Source organism: Streptomyces sp. NRRL F-4489, from assembly GCF_001509485.1.
Taxonomy (GTDB): Bacteria; Actinomycetota; Actinomycetes; order Streptomycetales; family Streptomycetaceae; genus Streptomyces.
Genome location: NZ_LLZI01000021.1, coordinates 1 through 17533 on the forward strand (window position 1 = coordinate 1; position 17533 = coordinate 17533).

The 17533-nt window shown below is 72.4% G+C and carries 14 protein-coding genes and 1 pseudogene; 7 read left to right on the forward strand and 8 right to left on the reverse strand.

Annotated elements, in window-relative coordinates; translation table 11 throughout:
• Window positions 1–123 precede the first annotated feature (123 nt).
• The 6 genes from ADL22_RS03625 to ADL22_RS03650 form a co-directional block, all read right to left on the reverse strand.
• Window positions 124–1290, reverse strand: coding sequence for an alpha/beta hydrolase (locus ADL22_RS03625; RefSeq protein WP_066973750.1), 1167 nt, complete (start codon window positions 1288–1290; stop codon window positions 124–126).
• A 297-nt stretch (window positions 1291–1587) separates the two neighbouring features.
• Window positions 1588–2268 (reverse strand): response regulator, encoded by a 681-nt coding sequence (locus tag ADL22_RS03630; protein WP_066973752.1) that lies wholly within the window; start codon window positions 2266–2268, stop codon window positions 1588–1590.
• Window positions 2265–3680, reverse strand: a complete 1416-nt coding sequence (locus ADL22_RS03635; protein WP_066973753.1) for a sensor histidine kinase — start codon at window positions 3678–3680, stop codon at window positions 2265–2267. Before ADL22_RS03635 ends, ADL22_RS03630 begins: the two co-directional genes overlap by 4 nt.
• A 155-nt stretch (window positions 3681–3835) precedes the next feature.
• The gene (locus ADL22_RS03640; protein ID WP_066973755.1) at window positions 3836–4714 is read right to left on the reverse strand and encodes a DUF4429 domain-containing protein; all 879 of its coding nucleotides are present in this window, start codon (window positions 4712–4714) and stop codon (window positions 3836–3838) included.
• A 220-nt stretch (window positions 4715–4934) separates the two neighbouring features.
• Window positions 4935–6149 carry an alpha/beta hydrolase gene (locus ADL22_RS03645; protein ID WP_066973757.1) on the reverse strand — a complete coding sequence of 405 codons (1215 nt, stop codon included), beginning with the start codon at window positions 6147–6149 and terminating at the stop codon, window positions 4935–4937.
• A gap of 253 nt (window positions 6150–6402) precedes the next feature.
• Window positions 6403–7059: a TetR family transcriptional regulator gene (locus tag ADL22_RS03650; RefSeq protein ID WP_066973759.1), complete on the reverse strand. Its 657-nt coding sequence runs from the start codon at window positions 7057–7059 to the stop codon at window positions 6403–6405.
• Window positions 7060–7174: 115 nt separating this feature from the next.
• Between ADL22_RS03650 and ADL22_RS03655 the strand changes: the two genes are divergently transcribed.
• Together ADL22_RS03655 and ADL22_RS03660 are read left to right on the forward strand one after the other, a co-directional pair.
• Window positions 7175–8776 (forward strand): MFS transporter, encoded by a 1602-nt coding sequence (locus ADL22_RS03655; RefSeq protein ID WP_066973761.1) that lies wholly within the window; start codon window positions 7175–7177, stop codon window positions 8774–8776.
• Window positions 8777–9495: 719 nt separating this feature from the next.
• On the forward strand, window positions 9496–9921 hold the full coding sequence (locus tag ADL22_RS03660; RefSeq protein WP_066973764.1) for a peptidase inhibitor family I36 protein: 426 nt from the start codon (window positions 9496–9498) through the stop codon (window positions 9919–9921).
• Window positions 9922–10019: 98 nt separating this feature from the next.
• Here ADL22_RS03660 and aceE read toward each other — a convergent pair whose 3' ends face one another.
• Window positions 10020–12767, reverse strand: coding sequence for a pyruvate dehydrogenase (acetyl-transferring), homodimeric type (gene aceE / locus ADL22_RS03665; RefSeq protein ID WP_066973765.1), 2748 nt, complete (start codon window positions 12765–12767; stop codon window positions 10020–10022).
• Between the two features lie 529 nt (window positions 12768–13296).
• Between aceE and ADL22_RS03670 the strand changes: the two genes are divergently transcribed.
• The 5 genes from ADL22_RS03670 (at window position 13297) to ADL22_RS03690 (ending at window position 17331) form a co-directional block, all read left to right on the forward strand.
• Window positions 13297–13725, forward strand: a complete 429-nt coding sequence (locus tag ADL22_RS03670) for a DUF3052 domain-containing protein (protein ID WP_066973767.1) — start codon at window positions 13297–13299, stop codon at window positions 13723–13725.
• Window positions 13726–13891: 166 nt separating this feature from the next.
• Window positions 13892–14350, forward strand: coding sequence for a peroxiredoxin (locus tag ADL22_RS03675; RefSeq protein ID WP_066973769.1), 459 nt, complete (start codon window positions 13892–13894; stop codon window positions 14348–14350).
• A gap of 214 nt (window positions 14351–14564) precedes the next feature.
• On the forward strand, window positions 14565–15140 hold the full coding sequence (locus ADL22_RS03680) for a TerD family protein (protein ID WP_066973772.1): 576 nt from the start codon (window positions 14565–14567) through the stop codon (window positions 15138–15140).
• Between the two features lie 225 nt (window positions 15141–15365).
• Window positions 15366–16496: a DUF475 domain-containing protein gene (locus tag ADL22_RS03685; RefSeq protein WP_066973775.1), complete on the forward strand. Its 1131-nt coding sequence runs from the start codon at window positions 15366–15368 to the stop codon at window positions 16494–16496.
• Between the two features lie 100 nt (window positions 16497–16596).
• The gene (locus ADL22_RS03690; RefSeq protein ID WP_066973776.1) at window positions 16597–17331 is read left to right on the forward strand and encodes a TerD family protein; all 735 of its coding nucleotides are present in this window, start codon (window positions 16597–16599) and stop codon (window positions 17329–17331) included.
• A gap of 22 nt (window positions 17332–17353) precedes the next feature.
• On the opposite strand, the pseudogene ADL22_RS03695 reads toward ADL22_RS03690, so the two are convergent.
• Window positions 17354–17533, reverse strand: a pseudogene (locus ADL22_RS03695) (TerD family protein); the annotation flags it as partial.

Consider the following 17533-nt stretch of genomic DNA (forward strand, 5'->3'; position numbering starts at 1 on the left):
GGTGGCGGGTGGTGAGCTGGCGGGCTGGTGGCTCGTTGGCTTGCGTTGGGGCCGGGCCGGGCCGGGGGGCGGGCTGGGGCGCGGTGGGTGCGGGCGGCGGTCACGGCCGCGGCCGTACGGCGTTCAGCGCACGGTCTCCGGGTGGCCCAGGACGATCGCGGCGATGGCGCGGAGCGAGTCCGTTCCGGGGGCGAGGTAGCCGGTGTGGCCCTTGGCGCGCTGGGCGGGCACCCGGCGGGCGCCGAACGCCGGGTCGGTCGGGTCGGCGCCGTGGCCCAGGCCCAGCACCTCGACGTTCGGCACGTCCCCGATCCAGTCCGAGGTGTCCCGCGCCGCCCAGACCCGGGCCGGGGTGCGCAGATCGGCCGCGGTGTCCCGGCGCATCCCGGGGGAGCCGAAGACGATCAGGTCGGTGAGGTCGCCGCGGCCGGTGTGCGGGGCGGCCAGTCCGCAGACCACCGAGCCGTAGCTGTGGCACAGCACGGCCGGGGCGGGGGTGCCGGTGGCGGCCAGGCCGGCCAGGAAGCGGGCCAGCCGGGGCGCGCCGGCCTCGGCGAGCCGGCCGGTCGCGGCGTCCGGGCCCAGCCCGACCGGGGTGGTGTAGCCGACCCAGGCGATCACCGCGGTGGGGACGCCGGGCGCCTCGGCCGCCATCCGCCGGCGCAGCGACGCCGCCATCCCGGTCGGCGTGCCGTACGGGTCGGTCGCGCGGTCGAAGGTGGCCAGGTCGATGTCCGAACCGGGCACGATCACCGCGGTGCGCCGGGCCGCCGCCAAGTCGCCGTGGACCTCGGCCACTTGGCCGCGGCCGCGCGGGTCGAAGGCGAGGATCCGCCGGCCGGGCGCGAGCAGCGCGGCGTAGCGGGCGGCGGCCCGCCGGGCCTGCTGGTGGTCCTGGAGGGTGCCGGCCGGGTCGGTGGCCCGGGCCAGCGCGCGGTCCCGTTCGGCGCGCAGCGCACGGGAGTTGGCCTCGTACCGCAGGGCGACCGGGGCCCCGTCGAGGTTGCCGACGGTGAGCGGGTGGCGGGCGGCGAGCGCCTGTTGCTGGGCGCCGGTCAGCCCGGCGAAGAAGCGGGCGACCTCGGCGGGGGAGGCGCTCGCCGGATCCGGCAGGGCCACGCCGAGGGAGTGGTCGGCGCGCCAGGCGGCGGCGCCGGGCGCCGGACCGGTGACCGCGGTCTGCGCCGTACCGGCCGCCCAGCCGCCGGTCCCCGCGGCGACGGCCAGTGCGAGGACGGCGGCGGTGAGCGTCCGCTTGCTGCGCCGGACGGCGTTCCGCGGCACGGTCATGGTGGTCTCTCCCTCTTCCAGCGGTGTGGCGGAGGGAAAACTACGGACGCGGCGGGTGACACGGCGTCACCCCGCGGAGCCAACTCCCGCGTGATACCGGGGTAGGGGGTCCCGGACCGCCGTCGTACCCGGGGATGAGGAGTCGGGGGCTGCCTTCACAGGGTCGGTGGGGCTGGCCCCAGGGGCGGGTGGGGGCAGCCGGTGCACGGCGGTATGACAGCGGGCGGGCCGGGGTCCGGGGACGCGTCCGGAGACGGCGGGGGCCGGGACCGTGGCGGGGGCCGTGGCCGGGCGCGGCTACCGTTCGCCGGGCGCGACCAGCCCCGACTCGTACGCGAAGATCACCGCCTGGGCGCGGTCGCGGAGCCCCAGCTTGGCGAGCACCCGGCCGATGTGGGTCTTCACCGTCTGCTCGGCCAGGATCAGCTTCTCGGCGATCTCCTGATTGGACAGCCCGCGGGCGATCAGCTCCAGCACCTCCGTCTCGCGCGGGGTGAGGCCGTTGAGCCGGAGGGCGGTGCGGTCCTTGCGGGGCGCGGGCCGCTGGCGGGCGAAGTCGGCGATCAGCCGGCGCGTCACCGAGGGCGCCAGCAGCGCCTCACCGGCCGCCACCACCCGCACCGCGGAGATCAGATCGGCCGGCGGGGCGTCCTTGAGCAGGAAGCCGGAGGCCCCGGCGCGCAGCGCCTCGTAGACGTAGTCGTCGACGTCGAAGGTGGTCAGCATCAGCACCTTGGGGCGGTGGGCGACGCCGGCGGGCGGGTCGAGCAGCCGGCGGGCCGCCTCCAGGCCGTCCATCTCCGGCATCCGGACGTCCATCAGCACCACGTCCGGATGCGTGCGCCGGGCCAGCTCGACGCCCTGCACACCGTCCGCCGCGTCGCCCACCACGTCGATATCGCTCTGCGCGGCGAGCAGCGCGGCGAATCCCGCCCGCACCATGGCCTGGTCGTCAACGATGATCACGCGGGTCGTCATGGGGCGTCGGAGTCCTTCGCGGTGAGAGGGGCGGACGGGGCGGGCGGCGGCGCCAGCGGGAGCTGGGCGGCGACCCGGAAGCCGCCGTCCGGCAGCGGCCCCGTATCGAGTGTGCCGTCCACCAGCCGCACCCGCTCCCGCATCCCCACCAGACCGTGCCCCGTGCCACTGGTCTCCAGCGGCGCCGAAAGCGGCGGCGCGGGCGGTTCGTTGACCACCAGCACCGTCAGCCGGGAGCCGTCGCCGGTGGTCGTCACCGATACGCGGGTCCGCGCGCCCGGCGCGTGCCGCACCACATTGGCCAGCGCCTCCTGGACGATGCGGTACGCCGAGAGGTCCACCGCCGGCTCGGGCGCCACCGGCTCCTCCGGCAGCACCAACTCCACCGGCACACCGGCCCGTACGGTCGCCTCGACCAGCTTCGGCAGCTGGCCGATCCCCGGCTGCGGAGCCTTCTCCGGCCCGCCCTGGCGCTCGGTCTCCTCGCTGCGCAGCACCCCGAGCAGCCGCCGCATCTCCGCCAGCGACTCCCGCGCGCTCGACGCGATCGCCCCGAACTCCTCCCGCGCCTCGTCGGGTATGCCGCTGATGCGGTACGGCGCGCTGTCCGCCTGGACGGTGATCACCGACATGTGGTGAGCGACGACGTCGTGCAGCTCGCGGGCGATGCGGGTGCGCTCCTCCAGCAGCGTGCGCCGGGACCGCTCGGCCTCGCTGATGGTCTCCTGCTCCTGCAACTTCCGCTGGGCATCGCCTCGTTCGCGCAGTGCGGCGCCGAGCAGCAGCACCACGCCGGAGAGCACGAACAGCAGCACCCAGCTGCTCTGGACGCCCTCGGGCGCGACCGCCTCGAAGAGGATGCCCGCGGCGCCGGTCGTCAGCCAGACCGCTATCAGCGTGCGCCGGCGCTCGCGCACGGACAGCGCCAGCAGCAGGGCGAGATAGCCGACGATCACGGTGGCCGGCCACGGCCAGGGGCGGCCCGCGACCCCTTCGGTGCCGGTCAGCACGGCGGCGCAGAGCACGTCCGCCGCGAAGATCACCCACCACGCCTGGAGCGGCCGCGTCACCGCCAGCAGCAGCGGCACGCTCTGCGCGGTGCCCAGCGCGCCGGCGAGGCCGCCGGCCATGCCGTAGTCGTTGTGCAGGACGTTGATCCCGGTCGGCAGCAGGGACGCCACGAACGCGAACGCCACGGCGTACGGCAGCCGGCGCAGCCAGCGGCTCCGGACGCCGCCGAACAGCGGAGTGCCGGGCCGGGTCGGCGTGCCCAGCTCGGTGGCGAGCACGCGCAGGGCCGGCCGGGCCGCCCGCGCCGCCCGGCGCGCCACACGCAGCGCCTGCGCGCGGGCCGCGCCGCGCCCGCGGTCGGGGGCCGGCTCGTGGTCTGGGGTGAAGGTTCGCCTGGTCATCGCGGGATCAATGTAAGCGGACCGCGCACGGCGCCGCGTCATACCGTGGTTCGGGCTTCCGTCCCGTACCACGGTATGACCCGGCGGCCCCGGCACCGGCCCGGTCCGCGCCCGGCACGGCAGGGCCCGCGCCCGGCAACTGCCCGGCGCCACCCCTACAGCTCGGCCAGCAACTCGGCCTTCTTCGCGCTGAATTCGTCGTCCGTCAGCAGCCCCGCGCCGTGCAGCTCGCCGAGGTACCGGATCCGGTCCGCGATATCGGCCGGGTCCCGGCCGCTGCCGCCGGCGCACCGCACCGGTGCCCGCCCGCAACGGTCCGGCGCCGGCTCGGCGGCCCGTACGGCCTGGAGGACGGCGGCCGCGAACGGCAGGGACTCGTGGACCGGCCCGTAGCCGAGGCCGAAGACCACCGCCGCCGGATCCTGGTCGGCGTCGCCGGGCCGCGCCTCGGGGGCGTCGCGCTCCAACAGCCGCAGATGGCCGTTGAGGATCTCCGGCGAGCGCCACTCCACGCCGGTCAGCCCGCCGACCGGGAAGGTCTGGTCGCCGCTCTTCCACTTCGCCGACGACGCCCCCGTCCAGAACCAGCGGAAGGCGACCGACCGGCCGTCGAAGGACGCCTTGCCGTCGTACGCCTTGAAGTGCAGCGGGGGATCCGGCGCGGCCACCAGGTGGCGCTCGGCGGGCTCCCCGGCGGCGGGCCCCAGCACGCCCCGCAGCTCGTCGGCGTAGTACGAGGCCAGCGTCTCCCGCTCGGCCGGCAGCACCAGCCGGTACGGGTCGGCGTCCTCCTTGAGCTGTCCGTCCGCCGCCTCCATCAGGGGGTCGGCGCCCGGCCGCGGCACGGCGCGCAGCACGATCGTGCCGCGCCGGCCCGTGCGGACCTCGACGGATCTCAGCGCCTCGTACGGAATGCGTCGCTCGCCGAGCGCCTGGAACAGCCTCGGCCTGCGGATCCCCCGTTCGAAGCGGATGAGTACGGAGTCCGAGTCGAACTCCCAGACGGCATGAAAACCGGCCAGCACATCACCCATGCGGCTCATCGTATGCGGGTGGTTGCCCGCCCGTCCCCCTTCCGGACACCTGTGCTGTGGCGCCGGCGGGACCCGGAATCCGGGGCCGCCGTTGCCCTGTTCACGTCACCGGGCCCCGTGGCGGTTCCCGCCGCGGCCGCGTGTCCCCGGGCGCCGTGGCCGCCCCCGGATTCCCGCTGCACAGGCCAGGTCCGCGCCGTCCAGGCCGGATCCCCGCTACCTAGGCCACACCCGCGACGCACCGGGCATCGTCGGCCGCGCACTCCACCGAGCCCAGGTCGCCCACGCCGATCAGGGCGAAGTTGCGCAGGCTGTGGGTGCCGGGCGCGAAGTAGCCGGCGTGCCCGGCGGCGCCCTGGGCGGACAGCACCCGGGCCCCGAAGGACGGGTCCACCGGGTCGGCACCGTGGCCGAGGCCCCCGACCTCCATGTACGGCACGTCCTGGATCCAGTCGTCGGCGTCCCGCATCGCCCAGACCCGGGCGTGCGTGCCCAGGCCCGCCAGGTTCCCGGCCCGCATGCCGGGGCTGCCGGCCACCGCGATGTCGGTGACGTTGCGGGGGAGGTTCCGGGCGGCGAGGCCGCACACCACGGAGCCGTAGCTGTGGCAGAAGAGCGAGACGGTGTCGGTGGACGGCAGCGCGGTCACCAGGGCGCGCAGCCGGATCGCGCCGGCCTCGGCGAGCTGCCCGGTGGCCGCCTCCACGCCCAGCCCGGCCGGGGTGGTGTAGTCGGCCCAGGCGATCACCGCCGTACGGCTACCGGGGCGGGCGGACCGCTCGGCGTCGTACAGGGACCGGGCCATGCCCACGGGGGCGGCGGTCGCCTTGGCGGTGCGCTCGAAGGTCGCGAGGTTGGTGTCCACCCCGGGGACCACCACCGAGACCCGGTCGGCGGTGCGGAGGTTTCCGAAGACCTCGGCGGCGCGGCCGTCGCCCGCCGGGTCGAAGGCGAGGATCTGCCGGCCGGGGCTCATCAGCGATTCCAGGCGGTGCATCAGCCGGCCCGCCTCCTGGCGGCCGACGGGCGTGAGCCGGTGGTCGGCCGTGCGGCGCTGCTCGATCTCCCGGGCGTGGTCGATCGCGAGCCGGTTGGCGTGGTAGCGCAGTCCTACGGGGGCGCCGCCCATGTTGCCGACGACCAGCGGGTATCTGTCCGCCAGCTGGAGGCGGGCGGTCCGGTCGAGGCCGGTGAAGAACGCCCGGAGGGTGGCCGGCGCGGCGTCGGGGTCGGGCAGCGGCCGCCCGTGGAACGTGGCGTGCCGCCAGGCGTTCCGGGCGGTGGCCAGCGGGTTGGCGTCCTCCTTGGTGCCTCTGATGGCCGTGAAGCCCGTCATGGCGAGCATCACGAACACCACCACCAGGGCGAGCGCGGCTCGCCAGGCGGTGGACTGCAGGAAACCGGGGAAGGCGCCGAGGCCCGGGAAAGAAGTCACCGCGGGCCACCCTAGGAGACGCGGGAGGGCGCTCGCCGACCCCGGTGAGCCATCTCACGTTTCGTGAAGGGTATTTGTGTCAAACGCGACATCTCGCGGCGGCGTGGCGTGCGCGAAGACACAGTTCCGAACGGAACGGAAAGGAACCGATCCGACGCGCCGAACGTTCCGTCGGCGCGGGCAGGCCACAGGCCACAGGCCACAGGCTGCAGGCCGCAGGCCGGACAGCGGGCCGGGGCGGCCGGCCCGGCCGTCAGCCCCGCCGCCAGTCCGTCTCGATCGCCGGCCCGATGTGGTCCAGGTAGGACTCGGTCACCTCGCGGATCGCCGCCACGCTGCAGTCGTGTCCCTCGCCCCACACCTTCCCGGCCACCCGCATCACCCCGCTGAACGCCGCGACCACCACCCGCGGCCGCGGATCGGCGTCCACGTCCAGCCCCTCGCGCCGGGCGATCAACTGGGCGATCTGCTCCTCCAGTTCCGTGGAACGCCGCAGATGCGCGGCGACCAGCGCCGGCGTCGACTCGATCATCCGGTACGAGCGCATGTGCAGGTCCACCGGGATCGTCGACGCGATGGTCTCCCCGATGTCGTCCCAGGCGGCCAGCACGGCGCTGCGCAGCGCGGTCAGCGGCTGCTCCTCGGCCGGCCGCCCCCGCAGCTCGTCCAGGAAGCGGGCCTCGATCATGTCCTGGACGGCGAAGACGACTTCCTGCTTGTTGGCGAAGTACCGGAAGAAGGTGCGCTGGGAGACGTCCACGGCCTCGGCGATCTCGTCGATCGTCGTCTCCTCGTAGCCCTGCTCGGTGAACAGTTCCAGGGCCGCACGGATCAGGGCGTCCCGGGTGCGCCGCTTCTTGCGTTCACGCAGACCGGGGGCCGGGGTCGTCCGCGGCGTCGGGTCCGTCATCCTGCGCCGCCTTTCCGAGGTGTTCTCGCTGCTCACGATACCTGTGAGCTAAATGACAGTTACCGACTGATGAAATGCTTTGTCAACTGTCAGCGACTGACATTAGCCTCGAATCATGAGCTCTCAGACCCCGGTCGCCCACGTCGCACCGGAACTTCCCGTACCGGAGCCTCGCAAGGGGCTGCGGGGCCATCCCTGGCTGACCCTCTTCTCCGTCGCCATCGGCGTGATGATGGTGGCCCTCGACGGCACGATCGTCGCCATCGCCAACCCCGCCATCAAGACGGATCTGCACGCCTCCCTCGCCGACGTGCAGTGGATCACCAACGGCTACATGCTCGCCCTGGCCGTCTCGCTGATCACGGCCGGCAAGCTCGGCGACCGCTTCGGCCACCGCCAGACCTTCCTGATCGGCATCCTCGGCTTCGCCGCCGCCTCCGCCGCCATCGGGTTCTCCGGCGAGGTGGCCCTGGTCGTCGTCTTCCGGGTGTTCCAGGGGCTCTTCGGCGCGCTGCTGATGCCGGCCGCGCTGGGCCTGCTGCGCGCCACCTTCCCGGCCGAGAAGCTGAACATGGCCCTCGGCATCTGGGGCATGGTCATCGGCGCCTCCACCGCCGGCGGCCCGATAGTCGGCGGACTGCTGGTCGAGCACGTCAGCTGGCAGTCCGTGTTCTTCATCAACGTGCCGGTCGGCGTGCTGGCCCTCGTCCTCGGCCTGGTGATCCTCAAGGACCACCGCGCCGAGAACGCCCCGCGCTCCTTCGACATCCCCGGCATCGTGCTGCTCTCCGGCGCGATGTTCTGCCTGATCTGGCCGCTGATCAAGGCGACGGACTGGGGCTGGGGCTCCCTGTCCACCTGGGGCTTCCTGGCCGGCGCGGTGGTCCTCTTCGCGCTCTTCGCCGTCCTGGAGAGCCGGGTCCGCGAGCCGCTGATCCCGCTGCGGATGTTCCGCTCGGTGCCGCTGACCGCCGGCACCGTCCTGATGGTGCTGATGGCCTTCGCCTTCATGGGCGGCCTGTTCTTCGTGACGTTCTACCTCCAGAACGTCCACGGCCTGAGCCCGGTGGACAGCGGTCTGCGCCTGCTGCCGCTGACCGGCATGATGATCGTCGGCTCCCCGCTGGCCGGTGCGCTCATCACCAAGTTCGGCCCGCGCATCCCGCTGGTCGGCGGCATGATCCTCACCGCCGTCGCGATGTACGGCATGTCCGGGCTGGACGCGTCCACCACCACCGGCCCGATGGCGCTCTGGTTCGCCCTGCTCGGCCTGGGGCTGGCACCGGTCATGGTCGGCGCCACCGAGGTCATCGTGGGCAACGCCCCGCTGGAGCTGTCCGGTGTGGCCGGCGGGCTCCAGCAGGCCGCGATGCAGGTCGGCGGCAGCCTCGGCACCGCCGTGCTCGGCGCGGTGATGGCTTCCCGCGTCGACCACGAACTCCCGGGCAACTGGCAGGGCGCCGGCCTCCCGCCGCTGCGGCCCGAGCAGCTGGCCCAGGCGTCCGACGCCGTCTCGGCCGGTATCGCGCCGGTGCCGCCGCACACCCCGAAGCCGTTCGCCGACAAGATCATCGCGGTGGCGCACGACACCTTCGTCTCCGGTATGGGCCTGGCCTTCACGGTCGCCTGCGGTGTGGCGATCCTCGCCGCCGCCGTCGCGCTGCTCACCAAGCGCGGTGCGAACGCCGCGGCGGGCGCGGGCGTCGGCCACATCTGACGAACGCCCGGACGGGCCCGCGGCACGCGGCCCGTTCCACCACGGCGCGGGCCGCACCACGGCGGACCGTCCCACGGCGCGCGGACGACCGAGACCTCCTCGGCCGGCCGCGCGCCGTCGCGTTTCCCCGGCGGGCCGAACGCGCAGGCCCCACGACGCGCACCAGCCGCGGCCGCCCCGCACCCGCGCGTCACGGCCCCGCGACCGCATCGCATCCGCCCGCCACCGTCACGGCCCTCTCCGCCACCGTCACCGCCCCGCGACCGCCCCGCGCCCGCCCGCGGCCGTCAACCCGCCCCTCCGCGGCCCTCCCGGCGCCCATCGCCCCGAGCCCTTGCGGCAGTTGGCCCCGCTCCGGACGCCGGATCGCTCATCCGGATGACACCGGGCGGGAACCGCGCGACCCCCGCCGCTCCTCCGGGACAGCGGGCCCGGCCGCGTCCCGTGCGGCGCCCGCGAGGAACGGTTTCGCCGCCCCCGCGCCGCGGCCCGCCAGGCGTCAACACCGCGTATGAGCAGGCAGGTTGGCGTCCTGACGGCTGTCCACATCCCCGATCCGGGTGGTGCCGCCGCCCGGGCCTTGGCGGAAGCGTCCGCTCCGCCGCACCCTCGATCCCGAACCCGCCGCGGGCACCCGCCCGCAGCGGACGCCACCGGCCGCGGCCCGCGCCGACCCGCGCGCACCACCGCCACGGCCCACACACGGGGGAGAGACTCCGATGCGCATCCCGACGTCCCGCACCTTCCGCGGCACCGCACTCGTCACCGGCCTCGCCGCGCTCGCCGCGGCCCTGGTCACCCCGGCCGCCCACGGCGCCCCGGCCGCCGCCCGCGCGGCCGGCGGCTCACGCACCGCCGCCGCCTCCGGCGACTGCGCGCCGGGCCGGCTGTGCCTGTGGCCGCAGGCCGACTTCCGCGGCCGGCCGCACCACTACGAACTGGCCGGCACCGAGATCGAGAGCTGTGTGACCCTGCCGAAGGGCATGACCGCGGCCTCGTTCGCCAACCGCACCGGCCGCCCGGTCACCACCTACCAGAGCGCCGTCTGCGCCGAGACCGGCGAGTTCGACACCTACCCGGGCGGCGGCAGCTGGGTGCCGCGCTCGCCTTACCAGGTAAGGGCGTTCAAGCTGTGGGAGCACTGAGCGGGCCGGCCGCGGCGGTAGCGCCGCGCCCCCCGGGCGACGGGATCCGTCGGCCGGGGGGCGCGGGGGAGAGGGTGCGGCGGCAGGCCGCGGGGAGGTCAGGCGTCGCCGCCGGCCTCACCCGCGTCGGCGGCCGTCACGTCCAGGAGCTGGTAGCGGTCGATCGCCTGCTTGAGCAGCGACCGGTCGACCTTGCCCTCCTTGGCCAGCTCGGTGAGCACGCCCAGCACGATCGACTGCGCGTCGATGTGGAAGAAGCGGCGGGCCGCGCCGCGGGTGTCGGCGAAGCCGAAACCGTCCGCGCCCAGCGACTGGTACGTGCCGGGCACCCAGCGCGCGATCTGGTCCGGGACGGAGCGCATCCAGTCCGAGACCGCGATCTTCGGGCCCTCGGCGCCCTGGAGCTTCTGCGTCACGTACGGGACGCGCTGCTCCTCCTCCGGGTGCAGGAGGTTGTGCTCCTCGGCCGCGACCGCGTCCCGGCGCAGCTCGTTCCAGGAGGTCGCCGACCAGACATCGGCCTTGACGTTCCACTCCTCGGCGAGGATCCGCTGGGCCTCGACGGCCCACGGGACCGCGACGCCCGAGGCGAGGATCTGGGCCCGGTGCTCGCCCTTCTCGCCCGGCGCGATCCGGTGCAGACCCTTCAGGATGCCCTCGACGTCGACGTCCTCCGGCTCCGCCGGGTGCACGATCGGCTCGTTGTAGACGGTGAGGTAGTAGAAGACGTCCTCGCCCGGCTGCCCGTCGGCGGTCTCGCCGTACATCCGCCGCAGACCGTCCCTGACGATGTGCGCGATCTCGTAGCCGTAGGCCGGGTCGTAGGCGACACAGGCCGGGTTGGTGGAGGCCAGCAGCTGGGAGTGGCCGTCCGCGTGCTGGAGGCCCTCACCGGTCAGCGTGGTGCGGCCGGCGGTCGCGCCGAGCACGAAGCCGCGCGCGAGCTGGTCGGCCATCTGCCAGAACTGGTCGCCGGTCCGCTGGAAACCGAACATCGAGTAGAAGACGTAGACCGGGATCAGCGGCTCGTTGTGGGTGGCGTACGCCGAGCCGGCGGCGATCAGGGAGGCGGTGCAGCCGGCCTCGGTGATGCCGTCGTGCAGCATCTGGCCGGTCGGCGACTCCTTGTAGGCCAGCAGCAGCTCGCGGTCGACCGACTCGTAGCTCTGGCCCAGCGGGTTGTAGATCTTGGCGGACGGGAAGAACGCGTCCATACCGAAGGTCCGGTACTCGTCCGGGGCGATCGGCACGAAGCGCTTGCCGATCTCCTTGTCCCGCATCAGGTCCTTCAGGATGCGGACGAACGCCATGGTCGTGGCGATCTTCTGCTGCCCCGAGCCCTTCTTGGCGGTTGCGTACGCCTTGTCGCCGGGCAGCTGCAGCGGCTTGGCGCGCACGACCCGGGTCGGCACATAGCCGCCCAGCGCCTTGCGGCGGTCGTGCATGTACTGGATCTCCTCGGAGTCCGGGCCCGGGTGGTAGTACGGCGGCAGGCCGTCCTCGAGGTCCTTGTCCGGGATGGGGAGGTGCAGCCGGTCGCGGAAGCGCTTGAGGTCCTCGACCGTCAGCTTCTTCATCTGGTGCGTGGCGTTGCGGCCCTCGAAGTTCGGGCCGAGAGTCCAGCCCTTGACGGTCTGGGCCAGGATCACGGTCGGCTGGCCCTTGTGGGCCTTGGCCGCCGCGTACGCCGCGTAGATCTTCCGGTGGTCGTGGCCGCCGCGGCCCAGGTGGAGGATCTGGTCGTCGGTCATGTTCGCGACCATCGCGCGCAGCCGGTGGTCGTCACCGAAGAAGTGCTCGCGGATGTACGCACCGGTCTCGGTGGCGTAGGTCTGGAACTGCCCGTCGGGGGTGCTGTTGAGCTTGTTGACCAGGATGCCGTCGCGGTCCTGCGCCAGCAGCGGGTCCCAGCTGCGGTCCCAGACCAGCTTGATGACGTTCCAGCCGGCGCCGCGGAACTGCGACTCCAGCTCCTGCATGATCTTGCCGTTGCCGCGGACCGGGCCGTCCAGCCGCTGGAGGTTGCAGTTGACGACGAAAGTGAGGTTGTCCAGGCCCTCGCGGGCGGCGATGGACAGCTGGCCGAGCGACTCCGGCTCGTCCATCTCGCCGTCGCCGAGGAACGCCCAGACATGCGACTTGGAGGTGTCGGCGATGCCGCGGGCCTCCATGTAGCGGTTCATCCGGGCCTGGTAGATCGCGCCGAGCGGGCCGAGGCCCATCGAGACGGTCGGGAACTCCCAGAAGTCCGGCATCAGCCGCGGGTGCGGATAGCTGGACAGGCCGTGCGGGGCCTTGGACTTCTCCTGGCGGAACGCGTCGAGCTGCTCCTCGGAGAGCCGGTCCAGCAGGAACGCGCGGGCGTAGATACCGGGCGAGGCGTGGCCCTGGAAGAAGATCTGGTCGCCGCCGTCGCCCTCGTCCTTGCCGCGGAAGAAGTGGTTGAAGCCCACGTCGTAGAGCGAGGCGGAGGAGGCGAAGGTGGCGATGTGGCCGCCGACGCCGATGCCCGGGCGCTGGGCGCGGGAGACCATGACGGCGGCGTTCCACCGGGTCGCGTTGAGGACCTTGCGCTCGATCTCCTCGTTGCCGGGGAAGAACGGCTCGTCCTTGGTCGCGATGGTGTTGACGTAGTCCGTGCTGCGCATCTCGGGCACGGCCACACGCCGTTCGCGGGCGCGCTCGATCAGGCGGAGCATGAGGTAGCGGGCACGTTCCCGGCCTCGCTCGTCGACGGCCGCGTCGAGCGAGTCGAGCCATTCCTGGGTCTCTTCGGGATCGAAGTCCGGGACCTGGCTGGGAAGGCCGCCAATGATGATCGGGTTTCGATCGGATCCGGAAGCCACGCTGTTCCTTCGTGTTCGGTTCGTGTCGTGCTCTGCCTGCGATTGCCGCTGTGCACGGGGACGAATGCTGTCTGTGCCTTGTGTCGCGCCGTCTTCCATCGTGTACCGAGCCACTGGGATACGTCACCTCTACCGATGGGTAACCACCCGCTGAGAGATGGCGCTGCGAGGGCCGATTCCCCGGTCGTTGACGGGGGCGGCCAAATCGCAACCATACGCCCATCTCGAAACGCGCCCGCGAAGGGCCGCACGGCACCCGGTAAGCGGACCCGGAATGCTCCGATACCCTGCGCGGGGGCCATTCCTTCCCCCCTACCCCATATACCCGGCACAATGCTGTGGTGCGTATCACTTCATGGTGTCCTGGTGGGGACGGGGCCGCGGCGGGAAGCCCGCTGATCGTCACCGTTTCGGCGGTCTCGATCGCCGGGTACTTGCGCGATCCGCCCGTCACGTGTGGACTACGCCCAATGCTCCGCGCACGCGCGGGGTCCCCGAGCATTTTCCGAAAGATGACAGGAGGCAATCCGTGAGCGCGACCGCGGACCACGCGGAGGAGCGGACCAACCCTGCCGCCAAGCTGGGGTTCGAGCCCGGACAGGTGGTCCTGGAGATCGGCTACGACGACGACGTCGAGCAGGATCTCCGAGAAAGCATTGAGGCCATCATCGGCCAGGGACTTGAGGACGAGGACTACGACGATGTCGCCGATGTCGTCCTCCTGTGGTTCCGGGACGAGGACGGCGATCTCACGGACGCGCTGGTGGACGCCATCAGTCTGCTCGACGAAGGCGGCCACATCTGGCTGCTGACGCCCAAGACGGGGCGCGGGGGCTACATCGAGCCGAGCGATATCAACGAAGCCGCGCAGACCGCGGGTCTGTCCCAGACCCGGAGCATCAACGCGGGCAAGGACTGGACCGGCAGCCGGCTGATCTCGCCGCAGTCCAAGCGCTGATCGCGTCCGGGCGCTGACCGCGTCCCCGTACCGTCCTCGCCGAGCCCCCTCCGGGCCCCTCCCGGATGGGGCTCGGCGCAGTTCAGGAGGGGTGCGGCGGGGGCCGGGCCGGGCCGCGTAGGGTGGTCGCGTCCAAGTTGTGCGTGACGCGGAAGGAAGCACTCCCATGGCGATCGAGGCCGGCACCAAGGCTCCGGATTTCGAGCTGAAGAACCAGCACGGCGAGCTGGTCAGGCTCTCCGACTTCCGCGGCGAGAAGAACGTCGTCCTGCTCTTCTACCCCTTCGCCTTCACCGGCGTGTGCACCGGTGAGCTGTGCGCGCTCCGCGACGAGCTGCCGAAGTTCGTCAACGACGACGTCCAGCTGCTCGCGGTCTCCAACGACTCGCCGTTCTCGCTGCGCGTCTTCGCCGAGCAGGAGGGCCTTGAGTACCCGCTGCTGTCGGACTTCTGGCCGCACGGCGCGGCCTCAAAGGCGTACGGCGTCTTCGACGAGGAGAAGGGCTGCGCGGTGCGCGGCACCTTCGTGATCGACAAGGAGGGCGTGGTCCGCTGGACGGTCGTCAACGGCCTGCCGGACGCCCGCGACCTCAACGACTACGTCAAGGCCCTCGAAGCCCTGTAGGCCGCATCCGGCCCGGGTCCGCGGCGGCTCGCCCGGAGCGGACCCCGGGCCCGTGTGTGGCGGCCGTCCCGGCGACCGGCCGGACATCCGGCCGGAACCGTGCGCGATATCTGCGTCCGGCGGGAACCGGTCACTAGGATCCAATCGTTGATCCGATGCCATGCACGATGGGGGCGCACATCATGACGTACCCCTCGAATCTATGGGAGGACTCGTGGGAGTCAGCCTCAGCAAGGGCGGCAACGTCTCGCTGACGAAGGAAGCCCCCAATCTGACCGCCGTCCTGGTCGGTCTGGGCTGGGACGCGCGTACCACCACCGGTACGGACTTCGACCTGGACGCCAGCGCCCTGCTGACGAATGACCAGGGGAAGGTCGCCAACGACCTCAACTTCGTGTTCTTCAACAACCTCAAGAGCCCCTGCGGCTCGGTGGAGCACACCGGTGACAACACCACCGGCGAGGGCGAGGGCGACGACGAGGCCATCAAGGTGAACCTCGCCGGCGTCCCCGCCGACGTCCACAAGATCGTGTTCCCGGTGTCGATCTACGACGCCGAGACCCGCCAGCAGAGCTTCGGCCAGGTCCGCAACGCCTACATCCGCGTGGTCAACCAGGCCGACGGCAAGGAGCTGGCGCGCTACGACCTGAGCGAGGACGCCTCGACCGAGACCGCCATGGTCTTCGGCGAGCTGTACCGCAACGGCGCGGAGTGGAAGTTCCGGGCCATCGGCCAGGGCTACGCCTCGGGCCTGCGCGGTATCGCCCAGGACTTCGGCGTCAACGTCTGACCGCACGGCGCGATGCGTCCGGCGCCGTACGCCCCGCCCGGGGAGTGCGGCGCCGGACGCGTTTCCGGGGTGTGCGCGGGCGCGTCCGCCGCGACCTGCGGCTCTCCGGGACGGCGGGGGCCGACCGGCCCGGCCGGGAAACGCGCGCTCTACACTTCCGGTCAACGTTTCGTAAAGCGCCGCGCGCTGGGCGCGGGGGACCCACACAGAAGGATTGGGTAGGCAGTGCTCCTGAAAACCTTTGGCTGGTCGTTCGCCATCACGGCGGTCGGCCTCGGCCTGGCCGGCGTCCTCTGGGGGTGGCAGGGGCTCGCGATCGTCGGGATCCTCTCCATCCTGGAGATCTCGCTGTCCTTCGACAACGCCGTCATCAACGCGGGCATCCTGCGCAAGATGAACGCCTTCTGGCAGCGGATCTTCCTGACCGTCGGCATCCTCGTCGCGGTGTTCGGCATGCGGCTGGTCTTCCCGGTCGTCATCGTCGCCATCACCGCGAAGCTGGGGCCGATCGAGGCGGTCCAGCTGGCCATCAACGACAAGGCGCGCTACCAGGAGCTGGTCACCGGCGCCCACCCGGCCATCGCGGCCTTCGGCGGCATCTTCCTGCTGATGATCTTCCTCGACTTCATCTTCGAGGACCGCGAGTACACCTGGCTGTCGTGGATCGAGAAGCCGCTCGCCAGGATCGGCAAGCTGGACATGCTCTCGGTGATCATCGCGCTGGTCGCCCTGCTGGTGAGCGCCATGACGGTGGCGACGCACGCCGCGCACGGCGCCGGTGACAAGACCACCACGGTCCTGCTGGCCGGCATCGGCGGCCTGATCACGTATCTCGTCGTCGGCGGCATCTCCGGCTACTTCGAAGGCCGCCTGGAGGACGACGAGGCGGAGGAGGCGGACGGCGCCGCGGTGGAGAAGAAGAGCGGCGGGGCCGGCTCCGCGGTGGGGCTGGCCGGCAAGGCCGCGTTCTTCATGTTCCTCTACCTGGAGGTCATCGACGCCTCGTTCTCCTTCGACGGCGTCATCGGCGCGTTCGCCATCACCAATGACATCTTCGAGATGGCGCTGGGTCTGGGCATCGGCGCGATGTACATCCGCTCGCTGACGGTCTTCCTCGTCCGCAAGGGCACCCTGGACGACTACGTCTACCTGGAGCACGGCGCGCACTACGCGATCGGCGCGCTGGGCGTCATCCTCCTCGTCTCGATCCGCTACGAGATCAACGATGTCATCACCGGCCTGGTCGGTGTGGTGCTGATCGCGCTCTCCTTCGGCTCGTCGGTGCTGCGCAACCGCCGGGAGGGCAAGCCGGGGCAGGAGCCGTCCGCCCAGCCGGAGGTCAGGTCCGGGGTGTGACGGACCGCTGAGTGAGGAACGCTTTCTGCGGGGCGGCCACGGGGAGTGCATCCCCGGCCGCCCCGCGTCGGTACGGGCCGGAAGTATGGGGTGGGGCAAGGTGTCGTTCCTGGGGAACCTCTGGCGTGGCAACGCGCCGCAGCTCGACGGCGGCGGTTCGCACGTCGTCGAGCTGACGAAGCGGAATCCGGTCGTCTCGCTGACCAAGCAGGGGGCGGCCAGCGGGCATCTGCGGGTCAATCTGAGCTGGCAGATGCGGACCTCGGACTTCGGCGAGCGGGGCGGGATGCGCGCCGGCAGCCTGCTGCGCAATCCGGGCCGGCTCTTCAAACCGGAGATCGTGCAGGCCCAGGGCCCGGCGGTGGTCAATGTCGACCTCGACCTGGCCTGCCTCTACGAGCTCAAGGACGGCACCAAGGGCGTGGTGCAGCCGCTGGGCGACTTCCTCGGCGACCTCAACGCCGCGCCGTACGTCAAGCTCAGCGGCGACGACCGGTTCGGCTCCGGGTCCGGTGAGACGCTCTACATCAACCTCGACCACCGGGACGAGATCAAGCGGCTGTTGATCTTCGTCTATATCTACGACGGCACACCGGCGTTCGACCGCACCCACGCGGTGGTGACGCTCTACCCCAGCTCCGGGCCGCGGATGGAGGTCAAGCTGGCGGAGCGCGCGCCGCAGGCCCGTTCGTGCGCCGTCTTCATGCTGGAGAACGGCAAGGACGGCCTGTCGGTGCGGCGCGAGGTGAAGTACGTCTACGGCTTCCAGGCGGAGCTGGACCGGCTCTACGGCTGGGGGCTCCAGTGGGGCCGGGGCTACAAGTCCAAGGTCTGAGCACCGGCCCCGGGGCGGGGCGTCAGCGGCGCTGGAACTGCGGCCCCTGGGGCGGCAGCACGAACGACGGATCGGGCACGAACGGCTGCGGCTGCGGCCCGGGCGCCGGATAGCCGTAGGCCGGCGCGGGTTGCGGCGGGGGGCCGGGGTAGCCGTAGGCGGGCGGCTGCTGGGGCGGGTACGCGGGCGGCGGCGGGCCCGG

What these genes read in the sequence shown, in the direction of transcription:
- ADL22_RS03625 (WP_066973750.1), bottom strand. Translation starts at nt 1,290, where the DNA reads ATGACCGTGCCGCGGAACGCCGTCCGGCGCAGCAAGCGGACGCTCACC.
- ADL22_RS03630 (WP_066973752.1), bottom strand. Translation starts at nt 2,268, where the DNA reads ATGACGACCCGCGTGATCATCGTTGACGACCAGGCCATGGTGCGGGCG.
- ADL22_RS03635 (WP_066973753.1), bottom strand. Translation starts at nt 3,680, where the DNA reads ATGACCAGGCGAACCTTCACCCCAGACCACGAGCCGGCCCCCGACCGC.
- ADL22_RS03640 (WP_066973755.1), bottom strand. Translation starts at nt 4,714, where the DNA reads ATGGGTGATGTGCTGGCCGGTTTTCATGCCGTCTGGGAGTTCGACTCG.
- ADL22_RS03650 (WP_066973759.1), bottom strand. Translation starts at nt 7,059, where the DNA reads ATGACGGACCCGACGCCGCGGACGACCCCGGCCCCCGGTCTGCGTGAA.
- ADL22_RS03655 (WP_066973761.1), top strand. Translation starts at nt 7,175, where the DNA reads ATGAGCTCTCAGACCCCGGTCGCCCACGTCGCACCGGAACTTCCCGTA.
- ADL22_RS03660 (WP_066973764.1), top strand. Translation starts at nt 9,496, where the DNA reads ATGCGCATCCCGACGTCCCGCACCTTCCGCGGCACCGCACTCGTCACC.
- ADL22_RS03675 (WP_066973769.1), top strand. Translation starts at nt 13,892, where the DNA reads ATGGCGATCGAGGCCGGCACCAAGGCTCCGGATTTCGAGCTGAAGAAC.